This window comes from Ancalomicrobiaceae bacterium S20, assembly GCA_040269895.1.
Taxonomy (GTDB): domain Bacteria; phylum Pseudomonadota; class Alphaproteobacteria; order Rhizobiales; family Ancalomicrobiaceae; genus Methyloraptor; species Methyloraptor flagellatus.
Map to the genome: position 1 here is coordinate 2,862,712 of CP158568.1, position 24,667 is coordinate 2,887,378.

The 24,667-nt window shown below is 69.4% G+C and carries 24 protein-coding genes, 2 tRNA genes and 1 pseudogene; 18 read left to right on the forward strand and 9 right to left on the reverse strand.

Annotation, left to right across the window (positions count from 1 at the left end; translation table 11 throughout):
• Nucleotides 1–2: 2 nt before the first annotated feature.
• A complete protein-coding gene (locus ABS361_13000; protein XBY43023.1) occupies nucleotides 3–887 on the forward strand; it encodes a helix-turn-helix transcriptional regulator in 885 nt (294 codons plus the stop codon).
• Between the two features lie 36 nt (nucleotides 888–923).
• Nucleotides 924–1,484 carry a YbhB/YbcL family Raf kinase inhibitor-like protein gene (locus ABS361_13005; GenBank protein ID XBY43024.1) on the forward strand — a complete coding sequence of 187 codons (561 nt, stop codon included), beginning with the start codon at nucleotides 924–926 and terminating at the stop codon, nucleotides 1,482–1,484.
• Nucleotides 1,485–1,487: 3 nt separating this feature from the next.
• Here the strand turns inward: ABS361_13005 and ABS361_13010 are convergent, their stop codons facing one another.
• Nucleotides 1,488–2,033: an MgtC/SapB family protein gene (locus ABS361_13010; protein ID XBY43025.1), complete on the reverse strand. Its 546-nt coding sequence runs from the start codon at nucleotides 2,031–2,033 to the stop codon at nucleotides 1,488–1,490.
• 179 nt (nucleotides 2,034–2,212) lie between these two features.
• Between ABS361_13010 and ABS361_13015 the strand changes: the two genes are divergently transcribed.
• From ABS361_13015 to ABS361_13025, 3 genes are all read left to right on the forward strand, one after another.
• Nucleotides 2,213–3,217 (forward strand): ABC transporter substrate-binding protein, encoded by a 1,005-nt coding sequence (locus ABS361_13015; protein ID XBY43026.1) that lies wholly within the window; start codon nucleotides 2,213–2,215, stop codon nucleotides 3,215–3,217.
• Between the two features lie 101 nt (nucleotides 3,218–3,318).
• Nucleotides 3,319–4,146 (forward strand): ABC transporter ATP-binding protein, encoded by an 828-nt coding sequence (locus tag ABS361_13020; GenBank protein ID XBY43027.1) that lies wholly within the window; start codon nucleotides 3,319–3,321, stop codon nucleotides 4,144–4,146.
• Nucleotides 4,147–4,159: 13 nt separating this feature from the next.
• On the forward strand, nucleotides 4,160–5,038 hold the full coding sequence (locus tag ABS361_13025; protein XBY43028.1) for an ABC transporter permease: 879 nt from the start codon (nucleotides 4,160–4,162) through the stop codon (nucleotides 5,036–5,038).
• 57 nt (nucleotides 5,039–5,095) lie between these two features.
• Here the strand turns inward: ABS361_13025 and ABS361_13030 are convergent, their stop codons facing one another.
• The 3 genes from ABS361_13030 to ABS361_13040 form a co-directional block, all read right to left on the reverse strand.
• Nucleotides 5,096–6,553 (reverse strand): sensor histidine kinase N-terminal domain-containing protein, encoded by a 1,458-nt coding sequence (locus ABS361_13030; GenBank protein ID XBY43029.1) that lies wholly within the window; start codon nucleotides 6,551–6,553, stop codon nucleotides 5,096–5,098.
• Nucleotides 6,546–7,217, reverse strand: a complete 672-nt coding sequence (locus tag ABS361_13035; protein XBY43030.1) for a response regulator — start codon at nucleotides 7,215–7,217, stop codon at nucleotides 6,546–6,548. The genes ABS361_13030 and ABS361_13035 overlap by 8 nt, the downstream gene beginning before the upstream one ends.
• A gap of 111 nt (nucleotides 7,218–7,328) precedes the next feature.
• A tRNA-Gln gene (locus ABS361_13040) sits at nucleotides 7,329–7,403 on the reverse strand.
• 355 nt (nucleotides 7,404–7,758) lie between these two features.
• Between ABS361_13040 and ABS361_13045 the strand changes: the two genes are divergently transcribed.
• Nucleotides 7,759–7,835: transfer RNA gene (locus tag ABS361_13045), tRNA-Pro, on the forward strand.
• A gap of 256 nt (nucleotides 7,836–8,091) precedes the next feature.
• Here the strand turns inward: ABS361_13045 and ABS361_13050 are convergent.
• Complete coding sequence (locus ABS361_13050; GenBank protein XBY43031.1) at nucleotides 8,092–8,835, reverse strand: glucose 1-dehydrogenase; 744 nt, start codon at nucleotides 8,833–8,835, stop codon at nucleotides 8,092–8,094.
• Between the two features lie 91 nt (nucleotides 8,836–8,926).
• On the opposite strand from ABS361_13050, the gene ABS361_13055 reads away from it, so the two are divergent.
• The 5 genes from ABS361_13055 (at nucleotide 8,927) to ABS361_13075 (ending at nucleotide 13,962) form a co-directional block, all read left to right on the forward strand.
• Nucleotides 8,927–9,493, forward strand: coding sequence for a helix-turn-helix domain-containing protein (locus tag ABS361_13055; protein ID XBY43032.1), 567 nt, complete (start codon nucleotides 8,927–8,929; stop codon nucleotides 9,491–9,493).
• 145 nt (nucleotides 9,494–9,638) lie between these two features.
• Nucleotides 9,639–11,024 (forward strand): aminotransferase, encoded by a 1,386-nt coding sequence (locus ABS361_13060; protein ID XBY43033.1) that lies wholly within the window; start codon nucleotides 9,639–9,641, stop codon nucleotides 11,022–11,024.
• Between the two features lie 176 nt (nucleotides 11,025–11,200).
• Nucleotides 11,201–12,091, forward strand: coding sequence for a metallophosphoesterase (locus ABS361_13065; protein XBY43034.1), 891 nt, complete (start codon nucleotides 11,201–11,203; stop codon nucleotides 12,089–12,091).
• 416 nt (nucleotides 12,092–12,507) lie between these two features.
• The gene (locus tag ABS361_13070) at nucleotides 12,508–12,675 is read left to right on the forward strand and encodes a hypothetical protein (protein ID XBY43035.1); all 168 of its coding nucleotides are present in this window, start codon (nucleotides 12,508–12,510) and stop codon (nucleotides 12,673–12,675) included.
• A 321-nt stretch (nucleotides 12,676–12,996) separates the two neighbouring features.
• A complete protein-coding gene (locus ABS361_13075) occupies nucleotides 12,997–13,962 on the forward strand; it encodes a magnesium transporter CorA family protein (GenBank protein XBY43036.1) in 966 nt (321 codons plus the stop codon).
• Between the two features lie 37 nt (nucleotides 13,963–13,999).
• Here ABS361_13075 and pdxH read toward each other — a convergent pair whose 3' ends face one another.
• Nucleotides 14,000–14,641: a pyridoxamine 5'-phosphate oxidase gene (pdxH, locus tag ABS361_13080; GenBank protein ID XBY43037.1), complete on the reverse strand. Its 642-nt coding sequence runs from the start codon at nucleotides 14,639–14,641 to the stop codon at nucleotides 14,000–14,002.
• A gap of 126 nt (nucleotides 14,642–14,767) precedes the next feature.
• On the opposite strand from pdxH, the gene ABS361_13085 reads away from it, so the two are divergent.
• The 4 genes from ABS361_13085 to ABS361_13100 all read left to right on the forward strand — a co-directional run bounded on the left by ABS361_13085 (nucleotide 14,768) and on the right by ABS361_13100 (nucleotide 17,546).
• Nucleotides 14,768–15,211, forward strand: coding sequence for an RT0821/Lpp0805 family surface protein (locus ABS361_13085; GenBank protein ID XBY43038.1), 444 nt, complete (start codon nucleotides 14,768–14,770; stop codon nucleotides 15,209–15,211).
• A gap of 283 nt (nucleotides 15,212–15,494) precedes the next feature.
• A complete protein-coding gene (locus tag ABS361_13090) occupies nucleotides 15,495–16,430 on the forward strand; it encodes a DnaJ C-terminal domain-containing protein (protein XBY43039.1) in 936 nt (311 codons plus the stop codon).
• Nucleotides 16,431–16,683: 253 nt separating this feature from the next.
• A complete protein-coding gene (locus ABS361_13095; protein XBY43040.1) occupies nucleotides 16,684–16,833 on the forward strand; it encodes a hypothetical protein in 150 nt (49 codons plus the stop codon).
• Between the two features lie 152 nt (nucleotides 16,834–16,985).
• Complete coding sequence (locus tag ABS361_13100) at nucleotides 16,986–17,546, forward strand: hypothetical protein (GenBank protein XBY43041.1); 561 nt, start codon at nucleotides 16,986–16,988, stop codon at nucleotides 17,544–17,546.
• A gap of 46 nt (nucleotides 17,547–17,592) precedes the next feature.
• Here ABS361_13100 and ABS361_13105 read toward each other — a convergent pair whose 3' ends face one another.
• Nucleotides 17,593–18,378: a crotonase/enoyl-CoA hydratase family protein gene (locus ABS361_13105; protein XBY43042.1), complete on the reverse strand. Its 786-nt coding sequence runs from the start codon at nucleotides 18,376–18,378 to the stop codon at nucleotides 17,593–17,595.
• Between the two features lie 27 nt (nucleotides 18,379–18,405).
• Nucleotides 18,406–20,171: pseudogene (locus ABS361_13110) on the reverse strand (acyl-CoA dehydrogenase).
• A gap of 206 nt (nucleotides 20,172–20,377) precedes the next feature.
• Here ABS361_13110 and ABS361_13115 point away from each other — a divergent pair.
• Both ABS361_13115 and ABS361_13120 read left to right on the forward strand, forming a co-directional pair.
• Nucleotides 20,378–21,397, forward strand: coding sequence for an L-threonylcarbamoyladenylate synthase (locus ABS361_13115; GenBank protein ID XBY43043.1), 1,020 nt, complete (start codon nucleotides 20,378–20,380; stop codon nucleotides 21,395–21,397).
• 322 nt (nucleotides 21,398–21,719) lie between these two features.
• Nucleotides 21,720–22,649, forward strand: a complete 930-nt coding sequence (locus tag ABS361_13120; GenBank protein ID XBY43044.1) for a histone deacetylase family protein — start codon at nucleotides 21,720–21,722, stop codon at nucleotides 22,647–22,649.
• Here ABS361_13120 and ABS361_13125 read toward each other — a convergent pair.
• Nucleotides 22,627–23,598, reverse strand: a complete 972-nt coding sequence (locus tag ABS361_13125; GenBank protein XBY43045.1) for an NAD-dependent epimerase/dehydratase family protein — start codon at nucleotides 23,596–23,598, stop codon at nucleotides 22,627–22,629. The genes ABS361_13120 and ABS361_13125 overlap by 23 nt on opposite strands.
• A gap of 83 nt (nucleotides 23,599–23,681) precedes the next feature.
• Between ABS361_13125 and ABS361_13130 the strand changes: the two genes are divergently transcribed.
• Entirely contained in the window at nucleotides 23,682–24,647 is a 966-nt protein-coding gene (locus ABS361_13130; GenBank protein ID XBY43046.1) for a LysR family transcriptional regulator, read from the forward strand.
• Nucleotides 24,648–24,667: the final 20 nt, after the last annotated feature.

Below are 24,667 nucleotides of genomic sequence, written 5' to 3' on the forward strand. Positions count from 1 at the left end.
CCGTGTCCGACCACCATCTGCTTCCCGCCCCGCTCGCCACCGAACCCGCGCTGCCCATTCTGCACGGCCAGGTCCGGCAGGCCTCGGCGGGATCGTTCCGGCGCCTGTTCATCGCGCATCCCGCGCTGATCGTGGTGCGCAGCGGGGTGAAACAGATCGCGGTGGAGGGCGCCGAGCCGATCCGCGCCGGCGTCGGCGAAGCGGTCGCGCTCAGCGGCGGGACGGCCGTCGACGTGACCAACCTGACGCCGCCCGACGATATCTATCGCGCCGAAGTCTTCACCTTCACCGAACATGCCGGGATCGATCCTGTCGTGCCGAACGCCCGGAGCTTCGGCCGGATCACGACGGCGGCCGGCGTCGGCGATTGCCTGGAGCGCTGCCGGGCCGCCGCGGATCCGACGACCGACCTGCCAGCCGCGCTCAGAGGCCATTGGGCCCGGGAGCTGCTGCTCTGGATCGCAGCGGCCGGCGTCGCGCTCGGCGATCTCGGCCGGACCTCGGTCGCGGTGGCGATCCGCCGGGCCCTGATCGCCGATCCCGCGCGCGACTGGCACACCGAGGCGGTGCTCGATCATCTCGCCCGCCGCGGTCTGGCGATGAGCGCGGCGACCTTGCGGCGCCGTCTCGCCGACGAGGGGACGTCGCTGACCGATCTCGTCACCGATACGCGCATGAGCGTCGCGCTCGACCGGCTGCAGACGACAGCCGCGCCGATCACCGCGATCGCGCTCGACGTCGGCTACGATTCGCCCTCGCGCTTCGCGGCCCGTTTCAAAGCCCGGTTCGACCTGCCGCCCTCAGCGATCCGGCAGCGCAGCGACGCGCGTGAGCGGATCGGCACAACGATTGAGCGCGACGGAGCGGCAGCGGCGATGGTCGAGTGACAGGATCGGCCCCGTTCCAACCACGGGGATCGAACCATGAAACTCAATGCCTTAGCTGCAGCCGTCGCGTTCTTCGCCGCCGTGCCGCTGTCGACCGCAGGCACGGCCCGCGCCGACGGCTTCCGGCTGACCAGCCCCGACATCGCCGAAGGCAAGCCGCTTGCCGAGGCGCAGGTGTTCTCCGGCTTCGGCTGCACCGGCGGCAACACCTCGCCGGCGCTGAGCTGGAGCGGCGCGCCGGCCGGGACCAAGAGCTTCGTCGTGACCGCCTATGATCCGGATGCGCCGACCGGTTCGGGCTGGTGGCATTGGGTCGCGTTCGACTTGCCGGCGTCGACGTCCGGGCTCGCACGCGGCGCAGGCACCGCCGGCGGCATGCCGGCCGGGACAGTCCAGGCGCGCAACGACTACGGCAAGGCCGGCTTCGGCGGCGCCTGCCCGCCACCCGGCGCGCCGCATCGCTACATCTTCAAGGTCACGGCGCTCAAGGTCGAGAAGCTCGGCGTCGACGCCGACGCCAGCGCCGCGCTGATCGGCTTCATGACCAACGCCAATGCGCTCGGCTCGGCCACCATCACGGCGACCTACGGCCGCTGAGGCTCAGTCGGTCGGATTGCGCCGGATCGCATCATACCGCTCCGGCGTCTCCGACAAGGGAGGGGCGGGCGTCTCCTCGGGCAACGGCTTCTCGTCGAGGCCGTGGCGGGCGAGGAAGCGGCGGAGCGCCCGTTCGGTCTTGCCGCCGAGCAGCACGACGGTGAGCATCGTCGCGGTGGCGAGCGCGGTCGCGCCGATCTGGCCGACCGCGCAGCCGACACCGACCGCCGCCGTCGCCCAGATCGAGGCGGCCGTGGTCAGCCCATGCACCTTGCCGCCGTCGGTATTGCGCAGGATCACGCCCGCGCCGAGGAAGCCGATGCCGGCCAGAATGCCTTGCGCGATGCGCGCGACCGAATCCTGATCGATCGCGCCATCGACGCTCGCCCCGATCACCACCACGAAGGCCGAGCCGACCGCAACGAGGCCGTGGGTCCGGATGCCGGTCGACTTGGCGTGCAGGTTGCGATCGAGCCCGATGATGCCGCCGAGCACGGCAGCGGCGACGAGGCGGATGGCGATGTCGATCAAGGTCAGGGTCTGGTCCATGGATCCCTTTTGGCGGCGCGAACTTCCCCGTCAAGCTTTCACGGATGAAAGCCTAATGAAAGCTGAAGGCGCTATCTAATCGATCAGATGCCTTTCGACCGGCGCTGCCGGGGAAAAACGACGGATGCCGTGGTGGCGCCGAGCGTGGGAAGGTTCGGGAACGATCGAGGAGAGATTTCATGCGCCTGCGCGCCACGCCTTTCGCCGTCCTCGCCCTCGCGGGCACCCTCGCCGGCTTCGCCACGCCCGCCGCGGCGCTCGACAAGATCACCATCATGGTCGGCGGCGTCGAGAAGCAGATCTACCTGCCGGCCAAGCTCGCCGAGCGCCTCGGCTACTTCAAGGATGAGGGGCTGGAGGTCGAGGTTCTGAGCGAGCCGTCGGGCGTCGATGCCGAGAACGAGCTGCTCGCCGGCAACGTCCAGGCCGTCGTCGGCTTCTACGATCACTGCATCGACCTGCAGGCCAAGGGCAAGTTCGTCCAGTCGGTCGTCCAGTTCAGCCAGGCGCCGGGCGAGGTCGAGCTCGTCTCGACCAAGCATCCCGAGATCAAGTCGGCCGCCGACTTCAAGGGCAAGAGCCTCGGCGTCACCGGGCTCGGCTCCTCGACCAACTTCCTGACCCAGTATCTGGCCATGAAGCACGGCATCAAGCCGGGCGAGTTCACCACGCTGCCGGTCGGCGCGGGCGCGACCTTCATCGCCGCCATGCAGCAGGACAAGATCCAGGCCGGCATGACCACCGAGCCGACCATCTCGCGCATGCTCAAGACCGGCGAGGCCGCGATCCTGATCGACATGCGCACCGTCGAGAAGACCAAGGAAGCGCTCGGCGGCACCTATCCGGCCGCGTCGCTCTACATGTCGACGGCCTATGTCGAGACGCACAAGGAAGAAGTCCAGAAGCTCGCCAACGCGATGGTCAAGACGTTGAAGTTCATCGCGACCCATTCCGGCGCCGAAATCGCCGAGAAGATGCCGAAGGACTACTACGCCGGCGACAAGGACATGTACATCAAGGCGCTCGACGACGGTAAGGCGATGTTCACCGCCGACGGCGTGATGCCGGCGGGCGGCCCGGAGACCGTGCTCGCGGTGCTGTCGTCGTTCTCCAAGAACGTCCAGGGCAAGCGCATCGACCTCGAGAAGACCTACACGACGCAGTTCGTGAAGGCCGCCAAGTAAGGCGACCGGCCGGTCCCGCCGCCCGCGCGACCGGCCGCGTCCTCCCCCTCCCCATTTCCCGATCCGTGACACGGCCCGTCGATCCGGGCCCCGGAGGAGCCATGTCCGCACGAGACGCCCAGACCCCGGCAGTTCAGACCCCGGCGATCGAGCTGATCAACGTCAGCCGCCGCTTCCTGACCCCCGAAGGCAAGTCGCTGACCGCGATCCGCGACTTCACCATGACCGTCGCGCGCGGCGAGTTCGTCGCCGTCGTCGGCCCGACCGGCTGCGGCAAGTCGACGACGCTGAACCTGATCACCGGCCTCGCCAAGCCGTCGTCGGGCGAGGTCCGCCTCTACGGCCAGCCGGTCGACGGCATCGACCGGCGCATCGGCTTCGCGTTCCAGACCGACGCGCTGTTCCCGTGGCGCTCGGTGATCGACAATGTCATGGCCGGCCCGCGCTTCCGTGGGGTGCCGAAGGACAAGGCCGAGGCCGATGCGCGCGCCTGGCTCGCCAAGGTCGGGCTCACCGGCTTCGAGAAGCACTATCCGCATCAGCTCTCGGGCGGCATGAGGAAGCGCGTCTCGCTGGCGCAGACCTTCATCAACGGCCCGGAGATCCTGCTCATGGACGAGCCGTTCTCGGCGCTCGACGTGCAGACCCGCGTGGTCATGCACGAGGAGCTCCTGAAGCTCTGGTCGTCGTCGGGCGCCTCGGTGGTGTTCGTCACCCATGACCTCGAAGAGGCGATCGCGCTCGCCGACAAGGTCTATGTGCTGACCTCGGGACCTGCGACCGTGAAGTCGATCTACCCGATCGACATCCCGCGGCCGCGCGTCGTCAGCGAGATCCGCTACGAAAAGCACTTCATCGAACTCAGCCACACGATCTGGGCCGACCTCCGCGACGAGGTCACGCGCGCCTACCAGCGCAACGCCGCCTGAGGAGAGAGCCCCCATGTCCGACGCAGCCATCCTCTCCGAAGCCGCGGTCGCCCGCCCCGGCACCTCCGACGCCGAAATCGAAGCGGCCGCGCGCGCCGCGCGCCGCCACCGCGACAACATGGTGATCTTCTGGCGCTTCGCGATCCTCGCCGCGCTGCTCGGCGGCTGGGAACTCGGCGCGCAGACCGGCAAGATCGACGCCTTCTTCTATTCCTCGCCGTCCGCGATCGTGATGCGGCTCTACGACTGGATCACCGAGGGCACGTCAGAAGGCTCGCTCTGGTATCACCTCTACATCACCATGCTGGAGAGCCTGATCGGCTTCGTGACCGGCTCGGTCGGCGGCGTGGTGGTCGGCATCGCGCTCGGCCGCAACCGGATGCTGGCCGACATCTTCTCGGTCTACATCAAGGTGATCAACTCGATCCCGCGCGTGGTGCTGGCACCGATCTTCATCATGCTGTTCGGCCTCGGACTCGGCTCGAAGGTGGCGCTCTCCTTCGTCATGGTGTTCTTCGTCGTGTTCTCGAACGCCTTCCAGGGCGTCCGCGAGGCCGACCGCAACATGATCGCCAATGCGCAGATCCTCGGCGCCTCGCCCTGGCAGCTCACCTGGTCGGTGATCGTGCCCTCGGCGATGAGCTGGATCTTCGCCTCGCTGCACGTGTCGTTCGGCTTCGCCATCGTCGGCGCCATCGTCGGCGAGTTCGTCGGCTCGCGCTACGGCATTGGCCTCTTGATCTCGGTGGCCAAGGGCTCGTTCGACGCGGCCGGCATGTATGCGGCGATCGTCATCATCATGATCGTGGCGCTGACGGCCGAATACGTGATGACCTTCATCGAGCACCGCCTCGCCAAGTGGCGTCCGCAGCCGCTGCACGACACGCATTGATGCATCACGCATTCCGAAGAACGCGAAGGGCGGCCTGCGGGCCGCCTTTTTTGTTCGTCACGCCGCGCCCGCCGGCAGCCGCACCTCGACCTGGAGCCCGCGCCCCTCGGGCCCATCGGCCAGCGTCACCGTGCCCCGATGTGCCTCCACCGCCTCGCGGACGATGGCGAGCCCCAGACCAGTGCCGTCGGGGAGAACGCCGCGGCCGCGATGGAAGCGTTCGAACACGCGCTCGCGCTCGACCTCCGGGATACCAGGACCGGTGTCGATCACGGTGATCCGCCAGCCGGGCGCGCCATCCTCGAAGGTGGTCACACCGAGCCGGACCGCGACCTCGCCGCCCTCGGGTGTGTAGGTCAGCGCATTCTCGACCAGCGCGGCGATCAACTCGCCGATCAGCGTCGGATGACCGGCGAGCGGCATTTCGCCCTCGGGCGCCTCGAAACCGAGATCGATGCGGCGATCGAGCGCAAAGCCGATCAGGCGATCGAGCACGTCGACGGTCACGGCACGCAGGTCGAGCCGCGTCTTCATCACCGCATCCGGCCCCTGCTCGGCGCGGGCGAGCATGAGCAGCTGCCGCACGAGCCGGGTCAGGCCATCGACCGCGCGATCGAGCCCGACGAGCGCTCGACGGCTGCCTTCCGGCGTCGTCTCATCGAGGCCGACGGCGGCTTGCGTCTTCATCACGGCGAGCGGCGTGCGCAGCTGATGCGCGGCATCGGCAATGAACCGGCGTTGCAGATCGACATAGGTGCCGACCCGCCGGAACGCGGCATCGAGCGCATCGACGAGCGGCAGAAGCTCGCTCGGAATGTCGTCGCGGGCGATGGCCGAGCGGTCGTTCGGATCGCGCGCCGCGACCGCGCGGCCGAGCCGGCCGACCGGCGCAAGCCCGCGCGACAGCACATAGACCGCGATCAGGCCGGCAGCGGCGAGCACGACGAGTTGCGAGCCGAGCGCCGTGGTCCAGAGTTCCGTCACGATGCGCGTGCGGCCTTTCAGGGTCTGGCCGACGATCACGGTCGCATGGCCGAGGCCCTGCCGGCCGACCACGGGCTGGGATAGTGCCACAACGCGGATCGGCTCGGCGCGAAACAGCGTGTCGTAGCTGACCGGCCGCGCCTCGGTCGGCGGGCGCGGCGGCAGCGTCAGATCCGGATAGCCGGCGATCAGCGCGCCATCGGGCGCGAGCACCCGATAGACCACCCGGTCGCGATCCTGCGACTGGAACATCTCCAGCGCCGAGGGCGGGATCAGCGCCTCCCAGACGCCGTCCTGATCCTTGACCTGCTCGGCGATCACGCGCGCCGAGGCCGTCAACATGCGGTCGACGACGAGACCGGCGCTGACGTCGGCGGTGCGCCAGGTGGTCACGACATTGACGACCGCCAGCGCCGCGAGCGGCACCAGGAGCCAGGCGAGCAGGCGCGAGCGCAGCGATCGCAACGCGCGGCGCCGCCGGGTCGGCGCGGAAGGCTCGGCGGCCGCTCCGGCGGCGGGCGCGTCAGGCATTCTCGGCCCTCAGCACATAGCCGAGGCCGCGCACGGTCACGATGGCAATGCCGGAGCCCTCGAGCTTCTTGCGCAGGCGGTGCGCGTGCACCTCGATCGCGTTCGGACCGGCGTCGTCGTCGAGGCCGAACACGGCCGAGACCAGCGCCTCCTTGCGGACCGGCCGGCCGGCGCGCAGGATCAGCGCCTCCAGCAAGGCATGTTCACGCGGGGTCAGCGCCAGCGGCTGGTCGTCGACCAGAAAGCTGCGCGAACCGGTATCGAGCGTCAGCCGGCCGACCGTCACCGCGGTCTGCCGGCCCGCGCCGGTGCGCCGAAGCTGGGCGCGGACCCGCGCGGCCAGTTCGCTCGCGTCGAACGGCTTGACGACGTAATCATCCGCGCCGGCATCGAGCCCGCCGATGCGGCTGGTCAGCGCGTCGTTGGCGGTCAGCACGATCACCGGCACGCTCGATTTGCGCGCGCGGAGCCGCTTCAAAACCTCGATGCCGCCGATGCCGGGCAAGGCGAGATCGAGCAGCACCAGCGCGTAATCCTCGGTCTTCAGCACGTCGTCGGCCGTCTCGCCGTCACCGACATGGTCGACGACGTAATTGTCCTTGCGCAAGAGCCGGCCGAGCCAATCGGCAAGGTCTTGATTGTCTTCGACGAGCAGGATGCGCATGGGTCGAGGCGTCCGTGAGGGGAACGGAAAGCCTAGCGAATTTGCCGGCCGGGGGGAACGCGCGACGCGAGCGTTATGCCAGCGCGCCAAAGCGATCCGTGATCGGAAGCCTGGATGGGGCGGCAGGATTCGAACCTGCGAATGGCGGAATCAAAATCCGCTGCCTTACCACTTGGCGACGCCCCAATGCGCGACGCTCCCATGAGGGTGCGGCGGCGACGCATCCGTATAGCCAAGTCGACACGGCCGGGCAACACGGGCGCGGCGCGGTTTCCCCGGCCGCATATGAGACCCTGGCTGGTACCGAGCCACTGCCGGCGGCGGGCAGGCCTCCTGGCAAAGCGTGCGCCGGCCGCGTTGCCGGCCGGCGGGACCGCCTCCCGGCGAGCGCCCGTCCGTCGCCTCGCCGGAGCCGAGCCGCCGCGTCGGCGGCGCCGTCGAGGCACGGCGGTTTCCACAGGCCGGAAACCGCATTCATCCACAGGCGAAATTCGCGCTTGCGGGCCGGGGGGGCGGTCGCTATAAGCACGCCCACGGCAGACGGAGTGTAGCGCAGTCTGGTAGCGCACCTCGTTCGGGACGAGGGGGTCGCAGGTTCAAATCCTGCCACTCCGACCAGCCGTTAGACCCGATCCCGACGGGCGCGCGTACCACCTTGCCAAAATTCGATCTGACTTGTGGTCGCTTCGAGAGCGAAAGCCGACGACTGGCTGCGACAAGGCCGGGCAAATTCTTGCACGTTGCACCCATGGTCTCGACGCACGCGGCGGCCGGCGGGCGCTCCGGCCACGCCGCGGACCGGACCGGAGCCTCGGCTCGGTCCGACCCGCGACGCCGCCTGCCGCCGGCTCGTCCGATCGTCGCAACAACCGAATTAGACGGCCATCACACCGCCGTCGACGAACAATTCGTGCCCCGCGACGAAGCTCGCCGCATCGGAGGCGAGGAACAGTACGGCCGCGGCGATCTCGTCCGAACTCCCGAGGCGGCCGAACGGGATCATTTGCTTGAAGGCATCCTCGGCACCGGCATTGTTCTCCAAGTAGGCCTGCATCGCCGGCGTCTGGACCATGCCGGGCGATACCACGTTCACGCGGATGCCGCGGCTCTTCAGATCGGTCGTCCATGTGCGCGCGAACGACCGGATGGCCGCCTTCGTCGCGCTGTAGATCGAGAGCGCTCCGATCCCCGTGCTGCCGGCCACGGAACCGGCGAGCACCACCGCACCGCCGGCCGTCATCAGCGGCAGCGCCTTCTGCACCGTGTGGATCGTGCCCTTGAGGTTGGTCGCGAACAGGCGATCGACATGCGCCTCGTCGATTGCGCCGAGCGCGGCGGATTCCGAAATGCCGGCGTTGGCGAAGACGACGTCCAGCCGGCCGTGATCCTGTCGGAGGCGCGCGTAGAGCCGGTCGAGATCCTCCGGCACACCGACGTCGCCCTGCACGCCGACCGCGCCGTGGCCGATCTCGGCGACGGCCTGATCCAGCTTCTCCGGTCGCCGCCCCGTCACATAGACCTGCGCGCCTTCCGCGGCGAAGGATCGTGCCGTCACCAACCCGATGCCGTCGGTACCGCCCGTGATCGCCACGACCTTGCCTTCGAATCGCCTTGTCATTCCATGTCCCTCCGATTAAGTGGAGCCTTGCTCCGCTTGTTTTATGTGGAGGATTCCTCCGTTTTCGCAAGTGCCGTCGAAAGGGATTCCCGTGACCGCCGCCCCATCCTTGCGTGCCGACGCCCAGCGAAACCGCGAGCGCATCCTCTCTGCGGCCGAGGCGGTGTTTCTGGAGCGTGGCGCCGATGCGACCATGGAAGACGTCGCCAGGCGCGCCGGCGTCGGGATCGGAACGCTCTATCGGCGTTTCCCGACCCGCGAGTCACTTCTCGCCGAGGCCTATAGCGCGCGATTTCTGGCGGTCGCGGCCGAGAGCCGCGCGCGCGCCAACGCGCTCGAACCGCTGGCGGCGCTGCGCGCCTACCTCGAGGAGCTGGTGGTCTATACGAGCGTCTATCGCGGGTTCGCGGCCTCGCTCGGCGCCATCCTGCAGAGCGGGACGGCGGGTTGCGAGGCGATGGGCACGGAGGGCCGCCGCCTGCTGGACCGCGCGCAACAGTCCGGCGCGGTCCGCGCCGACGTTTCGTTCGACGACCTCGTCGTCGTCGCAGTGGCGACCTCGCTGGCCACCGAACAACTCGGTTCGCCGAGGACGCGGATCGCCCATCTGATCGGACTGTTCCTCGACGGCATCGGCGCACGCCCGGCGCGGAACTAGGCCGCCCCGCGCCCATCGCACCCCGGATCCCCGAAATCCTCGACTGACCCGGCGTCCCCGCTTCGCTATGGTGTCGCGTCGCCGCATCGGTGCGGGACCCCAGTTTCCCGCGCCGACGTACCGCAGCCTCGCGCGAGAGATCCCGATGACCACCCAGCTCACCAACGTCCAGGTCCGCGATATCGAAGCCCTGGTCCATCCCTATACGCCGCTGCATCGCGTCCGCGAGATCGGACCGCTGGTGCTCGATCGCGGCAAGGGCGTCTACGTCTACGACACCCAGGGCAAGGAATATATCGAGGGCATGTCGGGCCTGTGGTGCGCGGGTCTCGGCTTCTCCGACGAGGAGATGGTCGAGGCGGGCACCGAGCAGCTGAAGCGGCTCCCCTACTATCACCTGTTCGGCGCCAAGGGCTACGAAGTGGCGATCGAGCTCGCCGAGAAGCTCAAGGAGATCGCGCCGGTGCCGATCTCCAAGGTGCTCTATTCGTCGTCGGGCTCGGAGGCCAACGACACCCAGATCAAGCTCGCCTGGTACTACAACAACGCGCTCGGCCGGCCGGACAAGAAGAAGATCATCAGCCGCGTCAAGGGCTACCACGGCGTCACCGTGATGAGCGCCTCGCTGACCGGCCTGCCGAACAACCACATCGACTTCGACCTGCCGGTGCCGCGCGTCCTGCACGCCGACTGCCCGCATCACTATCGTTTCGGTCTCGAGGGCGAGACCGAAGAGGCCTTCGTCGCCCGTCTCGCGGCGAACCTGCGCGCCCTGATCGAGAAGGAAGGCCCGGAGACGATCGCGGCCTTCATCGCCGAGCCGATCATGGGCGCCGGCGGCGTCATCGTGCCGCCAGAGGGCTACTTCGCCGCGATCCAGCCGATCTTCGAGGAACACGACATCCTGATGATCGGCGACGAGGTGATCACCGGCTTCGGCCGCACCGGCGAGTGGTTCGGCTCGACCGCGGTCGGCTACAAGCCGCACACGATCTCGGTCGCCAAGCAGCTCACCGCGTCCTATGCGCCGCTGTCGGCGGTCATGCTGCCGCAGTTCATGGTCGATGCACTCGAAAGCGAGTCGGCCAAGATCGGCGTGTTCGGCCACGGCTACACCTACGGCGGCCACCCGCTCGGCTGCGCGCTCGGCGTCAAGGCGATCGAGATCTACCAGAAGCGCGACATCCTCGGCCGCGTGCGCGGGCTCGCGCCGCTGTTCGCCGCGCGCATCGCCAAGCTCGCCGAGCATCCGCTGATCGGCGACGTGCGGGTCAAGGGCCTCGTCGGTGGCGTCGAGCTGGTCGCCGACAAGAAGACCAAGCGGCCGTTCGACCCCAAGCAGGGCGTCGGCGCCAAGATCGTCGGCTTCCTGCAGGCTCGCGGCGCGATCCTGCGCGCGATCGGCGACACGATCGCGCTCTGCCCGCCGATGGTCATCTCCGAGGCCGAGCTCAACGAGCTGTTCGACCGGCTGGAGAAGGCGCTCGACGACGGCGAGGCGATGGTGACCAAGGACGGCCTGCGCGGCTGATCTTCACCATATCCGCAACAATTCGTGCTGCCATGCGGCCGCGCCCTCCCCCGGGGGCGCGGCCGTCACCATTTCGCCGTGCCGGGGTGGTTCCACGCCGGCTGTCCGCCCGCCCCGACCGGCGCGGCCAGCGGGCGCCCCAACGCCGCACACCCTCCGCCCCAGCAGGACGAAGAATGATCTCGAGACGGCACTTCCTCGGCACCGTGTTGACGTCCGGCGCGGCGTTCCTCGGCCTCTGCGGCTATGCGGTCGGCTACGAACCGCGCTACCGGCTGAACGTCACACGCTACGATCTCGCGCTGCCGCGCTGGCCGGCCGATGCGAAGCCGCTGACGATGGCGCTGGTCGCCGACATCCATGCCTGCGATCCGTGGATGCCGCTGTGGCGGATCGAGGAGATCGTCGCGGCCACCAATGCGCTCAATGCCGACATCGTGCTTCTGCTCGGCGACTATGTCTCGTCGATGCGGCGGGTGCCGACACGGATCCTGCCGCCGGAGGAGTGGTCGCCGCCGCTCGGCAAGCTCCGGGCGCCGCTCGGCGTGCATGCGATCCTCGGCAATCACGATTATTGGCGCGAGGAGGGGCCGCAAGGGGTCCGCGACGCGTTGATCCGCCAGGGCATCACCTTCTACGAGAACACGGCGCGCCGGATCGACGCGCTCGGACATCGGTTCTGGTTGTCGGGGACCGGCAGCATGGTCGCGCTCAAGGACCGGCACGGCGGCGTCGACGATCTGCCGGGCACGCTCGCCCAGATCACCGACGACCTGCCGGTCATCCACATGGCGCACGAGCCGGATCTGTTCCCCGACATTCCCGATCGCGTCGCGCTGACACTGTCCGGGCACACCCACGGCGGCCAGATCGTGCTGCCGTTCATCGGGGCGATCGAGACCGGTTCGGATTACGGCAATCGCTTCCGCTACGGCCATATCGTCGAGGACGGCCGGCACCTGATCGTCTCCGGCGGGCTCGGCTGTTCGCATCTGCCGATCCGCTTCGGTTCCCCGCCGGAAATCGTCCATGTGACGGTGCGCCCCGCCGGCCCGGTCACGGCGTGACCGACACGGTCCGGGACAGCGCGGATCGGTGGGCGCCGATTTATCAGCCAGCCAATCAAACAGGCAAATGCGCCGGATGCGGCAGTAGCGCCACCGAGTGCATGATGCATACGTGATCGAACCATCCGGTCGAAACCGGGGTGCGGCGGTTTATCCGCCATTCCCTTGCGTTTTCACGCTTGCACGTGGTCAAGAAAGTCTGAAATATTCGAATCGTACCTTGTGACATCACGATGAAGCCGCAATCGGTACCCATATGCCAAAGAGCTCCGTCCGGGCATGTGGATGGCGCCGATACCGGCTTCCCTCTCGGGATTCGGGATCGTCGTGTCTCCGACGGAATCGACTGTCATGAGGATCGGACGCGCCCGCAGATGCGCGCCGAACACCCCGGGAAGGAATGAGGATCGTTGGAAATGTCCGAGACCAAGGTGCAAGAGCAGCAATTCGAGCAATCGACCCCGAAGCGCAAGGACAAGGTCGATCTCGGTCAGCAGTACAAGTCGGTCGGCATCTCGGCCGTCGCGGCGGCGGCGTCGTTTCGCACGCCGAAGCCGAAGAAGCCGAACAACCAGATGTCGTGACGCTCGCGCGCGGCGCTGTGTTGCCGCGCCCGGCGGGGTTGCGATTTCGGGATGAGAGCAAATGGCGCGGCCGGACCGGTTCGCGCCATTGCTGTTTATGAAGCGCAGCGCTTTCGGGGCGCAGCGCCGAGGCCGGCGGCGCGCCCGCTGCCGTAGCGCGGCGATCGCGCGGTTTCCCCTTCCCCTCGTACTCGTGCCGCTCCTATGTGCTCGCCATGCATCTCGGGGCGCGCGACCTCGGCGTCTCGGCTTGACGTGGCCGCCGCGAGACGCGATCTCTCGGGTCTCGCCCGATCGCCGGGCCGCCTGCCCGGATCGACGATGCTGAAATCCTACGCCTGTGAAGCCGATGCCCTGCGCGAGGCCGCCATCTCGCCCGAGGCGGTCTGGTTCGATCTGATCGAGCCGACGCCCGAGGAGGACCGGGCCGTCGAGGCGATCCTCGGCGTCTCGGTGCCGACGCGCGAGGAGCAGCAGGAGATCGAGGCATCGAGCCGGCTCTACGACGAGAACGGCGCGGTCTACATGACCGTGCTGCTGCCGATCCGCACCGACAAGGCGCTGCCGCACACGACGCCCGTCACCTTCATCCTGGCGCAGAGCCGGCTCTGTACGGTGCGCTACGACGAGCCGCGCTCGATCGAGATCTTCGCCGGCCGCGCGACCAAGCCGGGCTCCGGCATCGACGGCGGCCGGGCGGTGCTGCTCGGCCTGCTCGACGTGATCATCGACCGTATCGCCGACGTGCTGGAGCGGATCGGCGGCGAGATCGACGAGGTCTCGGCCGCCGTGTTCGCGGCGGAGATCAACGGCGGCGCGCGCGGCCGCGATCTCGGGCCGAACATCAAGGCGATCGGCCGCCAGGGCGCGGCGATCGGCCGGATCCAGGAAAGCCTCGTCTCGCTGTCGCGCGCGCTCCTGTTCCTGGTCGAGGACCGTCCGGACCGCGACTGCGGCCTGACCGATCACGACCGCACCCATCTCGCGACCCTCGGTCAGGACGTGCGCTCGCTCACCGAGCATGCCGCCTCGATGGACGCCAAGGTGAACTTCCTGCTCAACGCGACGCTCGGCCTCGTCAGCCTGCAGCAGAACCAGATCGTCAAGATCTTCTCGGTGCTCGCGGTCGTGTTCATGCCGCCGACGCTGATCGCCTCGATCTACGGCATGAACTTCCACGCCATGCCCGAGCTCGACCTCGCCTGGGGCTATCCGATGGCGCTCATGCTGATGGTCGCCTCGGTCGCCGGCACCTACGGCGTGTTCAAGTATCGCGGCTGGCTGTGAGCGGGCGGCCGGGGTCGGGCCCAGGCCGCCGCGGTCATCAGGGATAAAGCCGGCTCTTGCCCCAGGCGGCGCCCGGCGCTTCGCGGGTGAACTCGATGCGATCGTGCAGTCGGAACGGCCGGTCGTGCCAGAACTCGATCACCTGCGGCACGATGCGGAAGCCCGACCAGTGCGCCGGGCGCGGGATCTCGCCGATGCCGAACTTCAGGCCGTATTCGGCGACCGCCTTCTCGAGCGCGAAGCGGCTCTCGAGCGGACGGGACTGTTTCGAGGCCCAGGCGCCGATGCGGCTGCCGCGTGCTCGCGAGGCGTAATAGGCATCGGCCTCGGCGTCGGTGACGACCTCGACCGGCCCGCGCACACGGACCTGCCGACGCAGGCTCTTCCAGTGGAACAGCAGCGCGGCCTTGCCGGCGCTGAGGATCTCGCGGCCCTTGCGGCTCTCGAAATTCGTGTAGAAGACGAAGCCCTGTTCGTCGAAGCCCTTGAGCAGCACCATCCGGACGTTCGGCAGCCCGGTCTCGTCGACGGTGGCGACGGCCATGGCGTTCGGATCGTTCGGCTCGCTCGCCTCCGCCTCCTTCAGCCAGGCCGCAAACAGGCGAAACGGCTCCTCCGCGGCGCTGAAGTCACCGGCCGTTAACGCTTCCGGGGGATTCTCGGTGAACTGATCGGTCATGTCGCGCGTGGGGTGTTTGAGTTGGCGGCTCGGTCTCTTGCGAGGTATATCGCGCCCGACGCCCTGCGTCAGGGTCGTATCGTCGCGGTTCTCGCAATGCTCCTCGGCGTTTCCGGCTGCAGTTCGATGCTGCCGTTCGGGGACGGGCCGGGACAGGGCGATGTCACGGGCTCGATCCCGCAGCCGGCCACGGCCGGCCGCGACGCGCCGAGCGGCGACTGGGACGTCGTCGCCGCGCGCATCGCCAAGATCGAGGCGGCGGAGATCCTCTCCATCGCCTGGAGCAATGCCGCGACCGGCCATTCCGGCACGATCACGCGGACCGCCGAGAGCCGCAGCCCGACGGGTGCGGCCTGCCGGGACTTCCGGACCACACTCGCCAAGATCGATGGCGTCGAGCTCTATGAGGGCCGGATCTGCAAGGGTGCGACCGGCGGCTGGGAGCTGATCGCGATCGGACCGGCCGTGCCGAGCCCGGCGACGCCTCCGCCGGACGCGAAGCCGTCGCCGGCGAAGCCCGCTGCCACGAAGCCGGCCGCCAAGGCGCGGCCGAAGGAGCGCGCGGCCTGAGCCCGGCGCGTCGGAGGATCCGTTCGGCAAATCCCTCGCCCGACGCGTCAAATGCGCGATTCTTGGCTTGATAAGACGCGAACGCTCTGGCGTTTCGCGGTACGAACGCCCACATTGTGGCCCGAGTTATGCTTCGTCGCGGGGCCCCGGCACGCGGCGCCAAGCGACCGGCGGGCCTGCACGGACGTCGGAGGGACAGGACTGCGGGCTGTGCGGCGATGCGCCGGCCTGCCCGATGGAAGGGTTCGGCCGCAGATCGGCGAACCCGAGGGGTGAAAGACGCATGCGCGATCCTTATGACGTGCTCGGGGTGAGCCGCTCGGCCAGCGAGGACGAGATCAAGAAGGCCTTCCGCAAGCTCGCCAAGCAGCATCACCCGGATCAGAACAAGGACAACCCGAAGGCCAAGGACGCCTTCGCGGAGGTCAATTCCGCCTACGAGATTCTCGGCGACAAGGCGCAGCGCGCCAAGTTCGACCGCGGCGAGATCGGCGCCGACGGCAAGCCGCGCTTCACCGGCTTCGGCGGCGGCGGCTTCGAGGGTTTCGGCGGCGATCCGTTCGGCGGCGGCCGTGGCGGTGCCGGCAAGGCACGCGGCGCGCCGGAGTTCGACGACTTCCTGACCGACATCCTCGGCCAGGCGTTCGGGCGCGAGAAACGCGGCGCGCGCGGCGGCTTCGGCGGCTTCGAGGGCGGTCGCGGCGCCGGCTCGGGGCCGGCGGAGAAGGGGCAGGACGTGGCCTCCTCGGTCGATGTCACGCTGGAGGAGGTCGCGACCCGCGCCAAGGTTCGCGTGAACCTGCCGAGTGGCAAGACGCTCGACGTCGCGCTGCCCGAGGGGGTCGTCGACGGCCAGCAGATCCGGCTCAAGGGCCAGGGCCATGCCGGCCCGGGCGGCGCCGGCGATGCGATCGTGACGGTCCATATCCTGCCGCACGCGCAGTTCCGCGTCGAAGGCCGCGATCTGCGGCTCGACCTGCCGGTCGCGCTCGACGAGGCGGTGCTCGGGGCCAAGGTGCGGGTGCCGACGCTCGAGAGCACGGTCGAGATCACGCTGCCGGCGGGCACGACCGGCGCGAAGTCGCTGCGCCTGCGCGGCAAGGGCCTGCCGGACAAGACCGGCACCCGCGGCGATCTCTATGTCCATCCGCGGATCACCCTGCCTGACGAGGGCGACGCCGAGCTGGAGGCCTTCCTCAGGGCGCGCAAGCGGCGATGATTTCGGCGCGAGCACGGCCGGCTGAAGGCTCCGTTCGGCCTGCGTTCAGGTGGCCCGTGTCATGGTGACGATCGAGAGCGCGGGCCGTGTCGCCCGCGCGGTCGAGACCCGAGGAGAGGCGATGCACGTGTCGCGCCTCGATCGGGGATCGATGATGTTGGTCTGTCCGCGTTGTCAGCCCGCGCGGGTTTCACGAAACGGCCGCATCCGTGCGTTTCGATCGAGCCCGCGAGGACCGATGGGATCCCGTTCCATGATGAAGACGTTCCTGATCCTGTTCGCGACCCTGGTGATCGGCGGCGTGTCGCTCGCCGAGGCCCAGAACCGGCCGCAGCGTCCGCCGTGGCAGGATGTCTGCTGCGGCGGTCCGTGCTGCGCCAAGCCGCAGCGACCCGGCCGCTGAGGCTCGGTCGCAAAACCCTGGCCGCCGAGGAGCCCCCGGTCCCTGAGGAGCCGATGACCCGACCGACGGAAGCCCGGTCGCCTGCCGACCTTGCCCCTATCGCCTCCTCCCCGCGGGCGCCTCCGGTCTGGCGACTGGCGGGATGCTCGCACGTGCGACCGCGAACCCGCGGGCGCAGCGCGGCGGCATTCGGCTGCGTGGCGCTGGTCGCGACAGGCGGCTGGGGCTGGGGCTCGTTCGAGCATTTCGTGCGCGTGCCTGCAGCGCAGGAGACGCAGCGGATCGCCTATACGCTCGATCTGGTCGACCGCTTCTACGAGATGCCGGCGCACGATGCCTACATGCGGCTCAGCGACGACCTCAAGCCCTGGTGGTCGACGATCGAACCGATCCAGCGCGAAATCGCGGCCGCCAAGGACGACGAGACCCGCAACGTGCTGATCGCCAAGCGCGATGCGTCGCTCGATGCCTTCATCCGCGAGAAGGGCCTGGCACCGCGCATCGACCTGCTGGTGCAATCCTTCGATCAGTTCACGCGCTGCCTCGGCCTGAAGATCTGCGACGAGAACATCCTGCGCGGCGCGATCTCGATCGACGTCAAGCGCATCTACCGCACGTTCCGGCCCTATATCCTCAAGCGGCGTGAGGGGACGCTGGTCGAGGACAAGGAATTCGGCCGCGACCTGGAAGACCTGTTCTTCCGCTTCGGCTGAAAACGGGCGGCGCGACGTGGCGCCGCCTTCTGCCTTTTGTCGTGCCTCAGCTCTTCTTCTTGGTCAGGAAGGCCCGGAACGCGGCCTGCGCCTCGGCCGAGGTCAGCCGCTCCTTGAACTTCTCGCCCTCGAGCGCAATGCGCGCCTGCACCTCGGCGCGGCCGAAGGGCTGCGACTGGCGCAGGAGCGCACGTCCGATCGCGACCGCCTCGCGCGGCTTGGCGGCGAGCGCGCGGGCGAGATCCAGCGTCGCCGGCTCCAGCGCATCCGCCGCCACGACCTTGTTGACGAGCCCGACCTTCTCGGCGGCTCCCGCGTCGAAGGGTGCGCCGAGCACGAGCAGTTCGAACGCCTTCACATGACCCATCAGCCGTGGGCCGAGCAGGCTCGACGCCGCCTCCGGGACGAGGCCGAGGTCGGTGAAGGGGGTGCGGAACAGCGAGCGATCCGAGGCGAGCGCCAGATCGGCATGCAGCAGCAGCGTCGTGCCGATGCCGATCGCCAGCCCGTCGACGCCGATCACGAGCGGCTTGTCCAGCGTCGCGGCGCGGTTCAGGAAATCGAGCACTTCCGTCCCGAGCTTGCCCTGCGCACTGAAAGCCAGAAAGTCCTCGAGGTCGTTACCGGCCGAGAAAGCCCCGGGCACGCCGAGCAGACAATGCACCGCAACCGCCGGATCCGCCTCGGCCCGCGTCAACTCCAATGTGAGTGCCGCATACATGGCGGTTGTCAGCGCATTCTTCTTGTCGGGGCGAGTGATCCGGAGCACCGCGACGGCGCCGTCGCGGCTCGCCTGGATGAATTCGCTCGATGCGGCTGTCGCTTCCGTCATGGTGTCCCCCCCTCGATTGGCTTTTGTTCAGAGCGCGATGCGCGCGTCGGCGACGACGGCGGCGCCGTGCAGCACGCGATCGGCGAGCGACGCGACCTCGCCGAGCAGGTGCTCGGCGAAGAAGCGCACCAGCGCCACGCGGGCCGGCGCATCGTTGACGCCTTCCGCCTCGGCCGCGAGCGCGCCCTTGGCCATCAGCGCGCCGCCGTAGGTCAGGCTCATCAGCCGCAGATAGGGGTGGCGACCGCCAGGGCCTCAGCCGGGTCGCGCGCCTGTGCGGCGGCGATCCAGTCCGTGGCGCGATCGAGCGCCTCGAAGGCGGCCTCGAGCGCACGGCCGGTCCGGCCCCAGGTGGCGCCGGAGATCTCGGCCGCCCGCGCATAGGCGACCAGTTCCTCGGTCATCGATCGCACCGCGCCGCCGGCGGAAAGCGGCAGCTTGCGCGTGACCAGATCGATCGCCTGGATGCCGTTGGTGCCCTCGTAGATCGGCGCGATGCGGGCGTCGCGGTAGAACTGCGCGGCGCCGGTCTCCTCGATGAAGCCCATGCCGCCGTGGATCTGCACGCCGAGCGAGGCGACCTCGCAGCCGACGTCGGTCGAGAAGGCCTTGGCGAGCGGGGTCAGCAGGCCGGCGCGCTCCGACCAGCGGCGCGCGTCGTCGCCCGCCGTCGTGTGGCTCATGTCGATCGCATGGGCGCAGGCGTAGCAGATGGCCCGGGCTGCGGCGGTATAGGCCTTCTGGGTCAAGAGCATGCGCGCGACATCGGGGTGCTCGGCGATCGGGCTCATGCCCTCGGCCTTCGCGCCCGGCGCCTTGCCCTGCCGGCGGTCGTTGGCGTAGGCGAGCGCCTTCTGGAACGCCGCCTCGGCGATCGCCACGCCCTGGATGCCGACGGCGAGGCGGGCATTGTTCATCATCGTGAACATGCAGGCGACGCCGCGGTTCTCCTCGCCGATCAGCCAGCCGACCGCTCCGCCCTCGTCGCCATAGACCATGGTGCAGGTCGGCGAGCCGTGGATGCCGAGCTTGTGCTCGACGCCGACGCATTTGACGTCGTTGCGCTCCCCGAGCGAGCCGTCGTCGTTGACCATGAATTTCGGCACCAGGAACAGCGAGATGCCGCGCGTGCCTGCCGGCGCGTCGGGCAGGCGCGCGAGCACGAGGTGGACGATGTTGTCCGCCATGTCGTGCTCGCCATAGGTGATGAAGATCTTCGTGCCGAAGATCCGGTAGCTGCCGTCTCCGACCGGTTCGGCGCGGGTGCGCAGCGCCCCGAGATCGGAGCCGGCCTGCGGCTCGGTCAGATTCATCGTGCCGGTCCATTCGCCGGACACGAGCTTTTCGAGATAGCGCGCGCGCAGGGCCTCCGAGCCGTGCGCGACCAGCGCCTCGATCGCGCCGACCGTCAGCGTCGGGCAGAGCGAGAAGGCCATCGAGCCGGCCGCCCACATCTCCTGCGTCGCCATGTTGAGCATCAGCGGCAGCGCCTGACCGCCCCAGGCTTCGGGCGCGGAGAGGCCGTTCCAGCCGGCTTCGGTCCAGGCGCGGTAGGTCGCCGCCCAGCCGGGCGGCGTCGTCACCGCGCCGTCCTTCAGCGGCGTGCCGTGCTTGTCGCCGACCTTGAGCAGCGGCGCGATCCGGTCGTTGGCGAAACGCGCGGCCTCATCGAGGATCGCATCGACCAGATCGATCGAGAGATCGCCGAGAAGCCCCTGCCCGATCGCCTCCGAAAGGCCGGCCGTGTGCTTCAGCGCGAAGGCGATATCGGCGACGGGGGCGCGGTAGGTCATGGCTGTCTCTCCCGGAATTCGGCCCTTCAGGGCTCTCGTGCGCGGCCGGAGCCTTGGCGACGGGCTCGACGCTCGCTCGCGCGGCTGCTACTCGAAGCCTCTCGCATGCTCGGCGGCACGCACAGTATGCACCCTCTCGTATACGTCAACCCTGTCCGGCCCCTTTCTTTCGGATGAGCCGCCGGCGGGCGCAGAGTTCACGCACCATGTCCGCCTTCGCCTCTTCCGCCCCACGCCTGATCTCGACCGACGACGGCTCCCGCGCGGCCGCGATCGCCGCGGCGGTCGAGGCCCTGGGCGCCGGCCGGCTGGTGGCGTTGCCGACCGAAACCGTCTACGGGCTCGGCGCGGACGCGACCGACGGCACGGCGGTCGCCGGGATCTACGCCGCCAAGGGCCGGCCGAGCATCAATCCGCTGATCAGTCACGTCCCGGATCTCGCGGCGGCCGAGACGCACGGGCGCTTCGACGCCGACGCGCGGCGGCTCGCCCAGGCGTTCTGGCCGGGGCCGCTGACGCTGGTGGTGCCGAAGCAGCCCGGCTCGCCGATCTCGGATCTCGCCACCGCCGGGCTCGACTCGGTCGGGTTGCGCGTGCCGGCGAACGCGGTCACGCGCGCGGTCCTCGCCGGGCTCGGCCGGCCGGTCGCGGCGCCGAGCGCCAACCGCTCGGGCCGCATCTCGCCGACCACCGCGGCCGATGTGGTCGCCGAGCTCGGGGCCAAGGTCGCGGTGGTGGTCGACGATGGCCCCTGCCCGGTCGGTGTGGAATCGACCATCGTCGCCTGTCTCGGTGACGATGTGCGCCTGCTCCGGCCCGGCGGCGTCTCGCGCGCGGAGATCGAGGCCGTGCTGGGGCGGCCGCTCGATGCATCTCCATCGGGACACGATGCCGATGCGTCGGACGAGGTCCTGCTCGCGCCGGGCATGATGACCTCGCACTACGCGCCCGAAGCGGCGGTCCGGCTCGACGCCCGCGAGGTCCGTGCCGGCGAGGCGCTGCTCGCATTCGGGCCTGAGCCGATCGCGGGGCAGGATCAGGCGGTCGCGGTCGAGACGCTGAGCGCGACCGGCGATCTCACCGAGGCGGCAGCCAACCTGTTCGGCGCGCTACGCCGGCTGGACAGCAGCGGCGCGGCCGCCATCGCGGTAATGCCGATCCCGGCCGAGGGTCTCGGCGAGGCGATCCGCGATCGGCTGGCGCGGGCGGCCGCGCCGCGCGGCTGACACACCGCTCCTGCACCATCGAGGCCTTCGCCCTCACCCGCGCCCCGCCGAAAGTCGCCCCGACGAAAGATCGAGGCCGGATTTGATCGATGTCAGGGGCGCATTACCGCCATCGCGAGACAATCGCCTTTCAGACGAGACGTCCGTCGCGGTTGACGGCGACCGTGGCACGGCGTCTCATCGACCAGAAGAACCTCGGCGGCTGAAGGGTTTATGCTCCCCGGCCGAACGCGGGTCAGGGTTCGGCCGCCCCTGGGACGCCCGGGGCCGGACCGCACGCCAGGGAGACAGGGTCGAACCGACCCATGGAGACGGAACGCCCATGTCGACGCTGCTCGTCCATCACCCGAAGTTCCTCGAGCACCTGACGCCGCTCGGCCATCCGGAGCGCCCCGACCGCATCCGCGCGGTCGATCGCATCCTGGAGCATGAGCGCTTCCAGGCGCTCGAACGCGAGCTCGCGCCGCTCGGCACGATCCTGCAGGCCGAGCTCGCGCATCCGGCCGACTATGTCGAGAACATCCGCGTTGCCATGCCCGAGGACGGGCTCATCCGCATCGACGAGGACACGACCGTGTCGCCGGGTTCGTGGGAAGCCGCGCTGCGCGGGGTCGGCGGCGTGTGCATGGCGGTCGACGAGGTGTTCTCGCGCCGGGTCTCGAACGCCTTTTGCGCGATCCGACCGCCGGGCCACCATGCCGAGCGGAGCCGCGCAATGGGCTTCTGCCTGTTCAACAACGCCGCCGCGGCGGCGCGCTGGGCGCAGCGCACCCACGGCGCCGAGCGCGTCGCGATCATGGATTTCGACGTCCACCACGGCAACGGCACCCAGGACATCTTCTGGAACGACGGCTCGGTGCTCTATGCCTCGACGCACCAGATGCCGCTCTATCCGGGCACCGGCGCGCTGAACGAGACCGGCGAGAAGAACACGATCGTCAACGCGCCGCTCCGCTCCGGCGACGGCGGTGCGGAGTTCCGCGAGGCGTTCGAGATCGCGATCCTGCCGCGCATCGCCGACTTCCGGCCGGACCTGATCGTGATCTCCGCCGGCTTCGACGGCCACCACCGCGATCCGCTCGGCGGGCTCAATCTGGTCGAAGCCGATTTCGCCTGGGCAACCGCCAAGCTCATGGACCTCGCCGATGCCCACGCGGGCGGGCGGCTCGTCTCCGTGCTCGAAGGCGGCTACGACCTCGAAGGGCTGGCGAAGTCGGTCGCCGCCCACGTCATGACGCTGATGACGGCGTGAGCACACGACCCGCGCCGGCGGCGAAGGCACGCGCGGTCGCGGCCGCACCGACTTCAAACGGCGTGACGTCGCCCCAGAACCGGCGCGCGAACTTCGAGCCGTCGACCCGGTAGGGCCGGTCCCAGGTGAAGCGCAGTTCGGCGAGCTCGCCGAACATCGGCTGGATGATCCCCAACGCCGGCAACAGGCCGAGCGGGATCGCCAGCACGCGCGGCTTCACGCCGATCGCGGCGGCGCCGAGCGCCAGGATCTCGCGCAGGGTCCGGGTCGGCGCCGAGGGCATGTGCCAGGCCTGCCCATAGGCGTCGTCGGGCGCATCGAGCAGCGTCTCGAGCGCCCTCCCGATATCCGGCACATAGGCGACATCGTGCGGCCGGTCGGCCGGCGCGACAAGCACGGCGGTGCGGCCGCGGGCGAGCGCGCCGAAGGCCATGTCGCCGAGGTGGGAATTGGTCACGCCGGGCCCGTAGAAGTCAGGCGCCCTGAGCGCCGCGAAGCGCACGCGACCGGCGCGGGCGGCCTCCTGCCATTGCGCTGTCACCCCGACGCGCACTGCCGGCTTGCCCTTCGCCGGCGCGAAGGGCGTCTCTTCGGCAATCGGTCCGTCCTGCGGGCCGAACATGTAGAGATTGTCCAGAAACACGGTCTTCGCGCCGGTCGCCTCAGCGGCGGCCAGCAGATTGGCCATCGCGATCGGCCAATCCCGCGCCCAGATGCGCCGGTCGTAGACGAAGCCGGCGGTCATCGCGATGTGGCTGGCACTGCGCGTGACGGCCAACACGGCGTCTCGGTCGAGCAGGTCGGCACGCAGGAAGTCCGCGCCGGCCGCGAGATCGGCCGGCCGGGACCGCTGCACGACCGTGACCGCGCGCCCCTTGGCGTGGAGGCGCTCGACGAGCGCGCGCCCGGTCGGGCCATATCCGAAAACGACGATCTTTTCCGCTGTCATGTCCGCTCTCCTGCTCCGGTCGTCCCGGCGACTGTCCGGGACCGGGTTTAGGCCTTCGATCGACATGATGGAAATGCATTGATATGATCCTGTTCATGCGTGAAGTGAATTTGGCCGGACTCGACCTCGATCTGCTGCCGGCGCTGGACGCGCTGCTCCGGCGGCGCAATGTCACGCGTGCGGCCAACGACGTCGGCCTCAGCCAGCCGGCAATGAGCCGAGCGCTGGCCCGGCTAAGAGCATTGTTCGGCGATCCGCTGCTGGTGCGCTCGGGCGGCGGGCTCGTGCCGACGCCGATGGCGGAGCGTCTGGCGCCGCGCGTAGTGGCCGCGCTGGAAGGCGTGCGGGCGGTGTTCCGCGAGCCGAGTTTCGACCCGTCCGCCGTGACGCGCACGATCCGGCTCGCCGCGACCGATGCGCAAGGCATCCTGATCCTGCCGGGCCTCGTCGCGCGCCTCGGCCGCGAGGCGCCCGGCATCGATCTCCAGATCGAGGCCTACGGGCCCGACCTGCACGATCGCCTGTCGAAAGGCACGCTCGACGCCGTGTTCGGGCTCGCGAACCAGCCGCTGCCGGCGGGCACGATCAGCGAGCCGATCGTGCGCGACCGGCTCGCGCTCGTCATGCGGCGCGGACACCCGAGAGCCGATACAAGCTGGACGCTCGCCGACTATGCTAGCGTCGACCATGTCGCGGTCTCGATCTTCGGCGACGGTCGGACCGAGATCGACGCGGCGCTGGCCGCAATCGGGCTCACGCGCCGGATCGCGCTCGTCACGCCCTCCTTCGCCACGGCGCTCGCGACCGTCGCCGCCGGCGACATGGTCGCGACGCTCGCCGGCACGCTGGCGCGCCGGTTCGTCGACGCCTTCGATCTAAAGGTCGTGGAGGCGCCGGTGCCGAACCCGATCCTCGACCTGACGCTCGTCTCGCATGCGGTCCGGGCCTCCGATCCGGTGCTGGTCTGGTTCCGGGCGCTGGTCCGCGCTGTGGCGGAAGAGGTCCATGCGACCTGGGGTGATGCGGGCCCTCGCGCGGTCGATGGTTGACGGTCGACGGTTGACTCCCG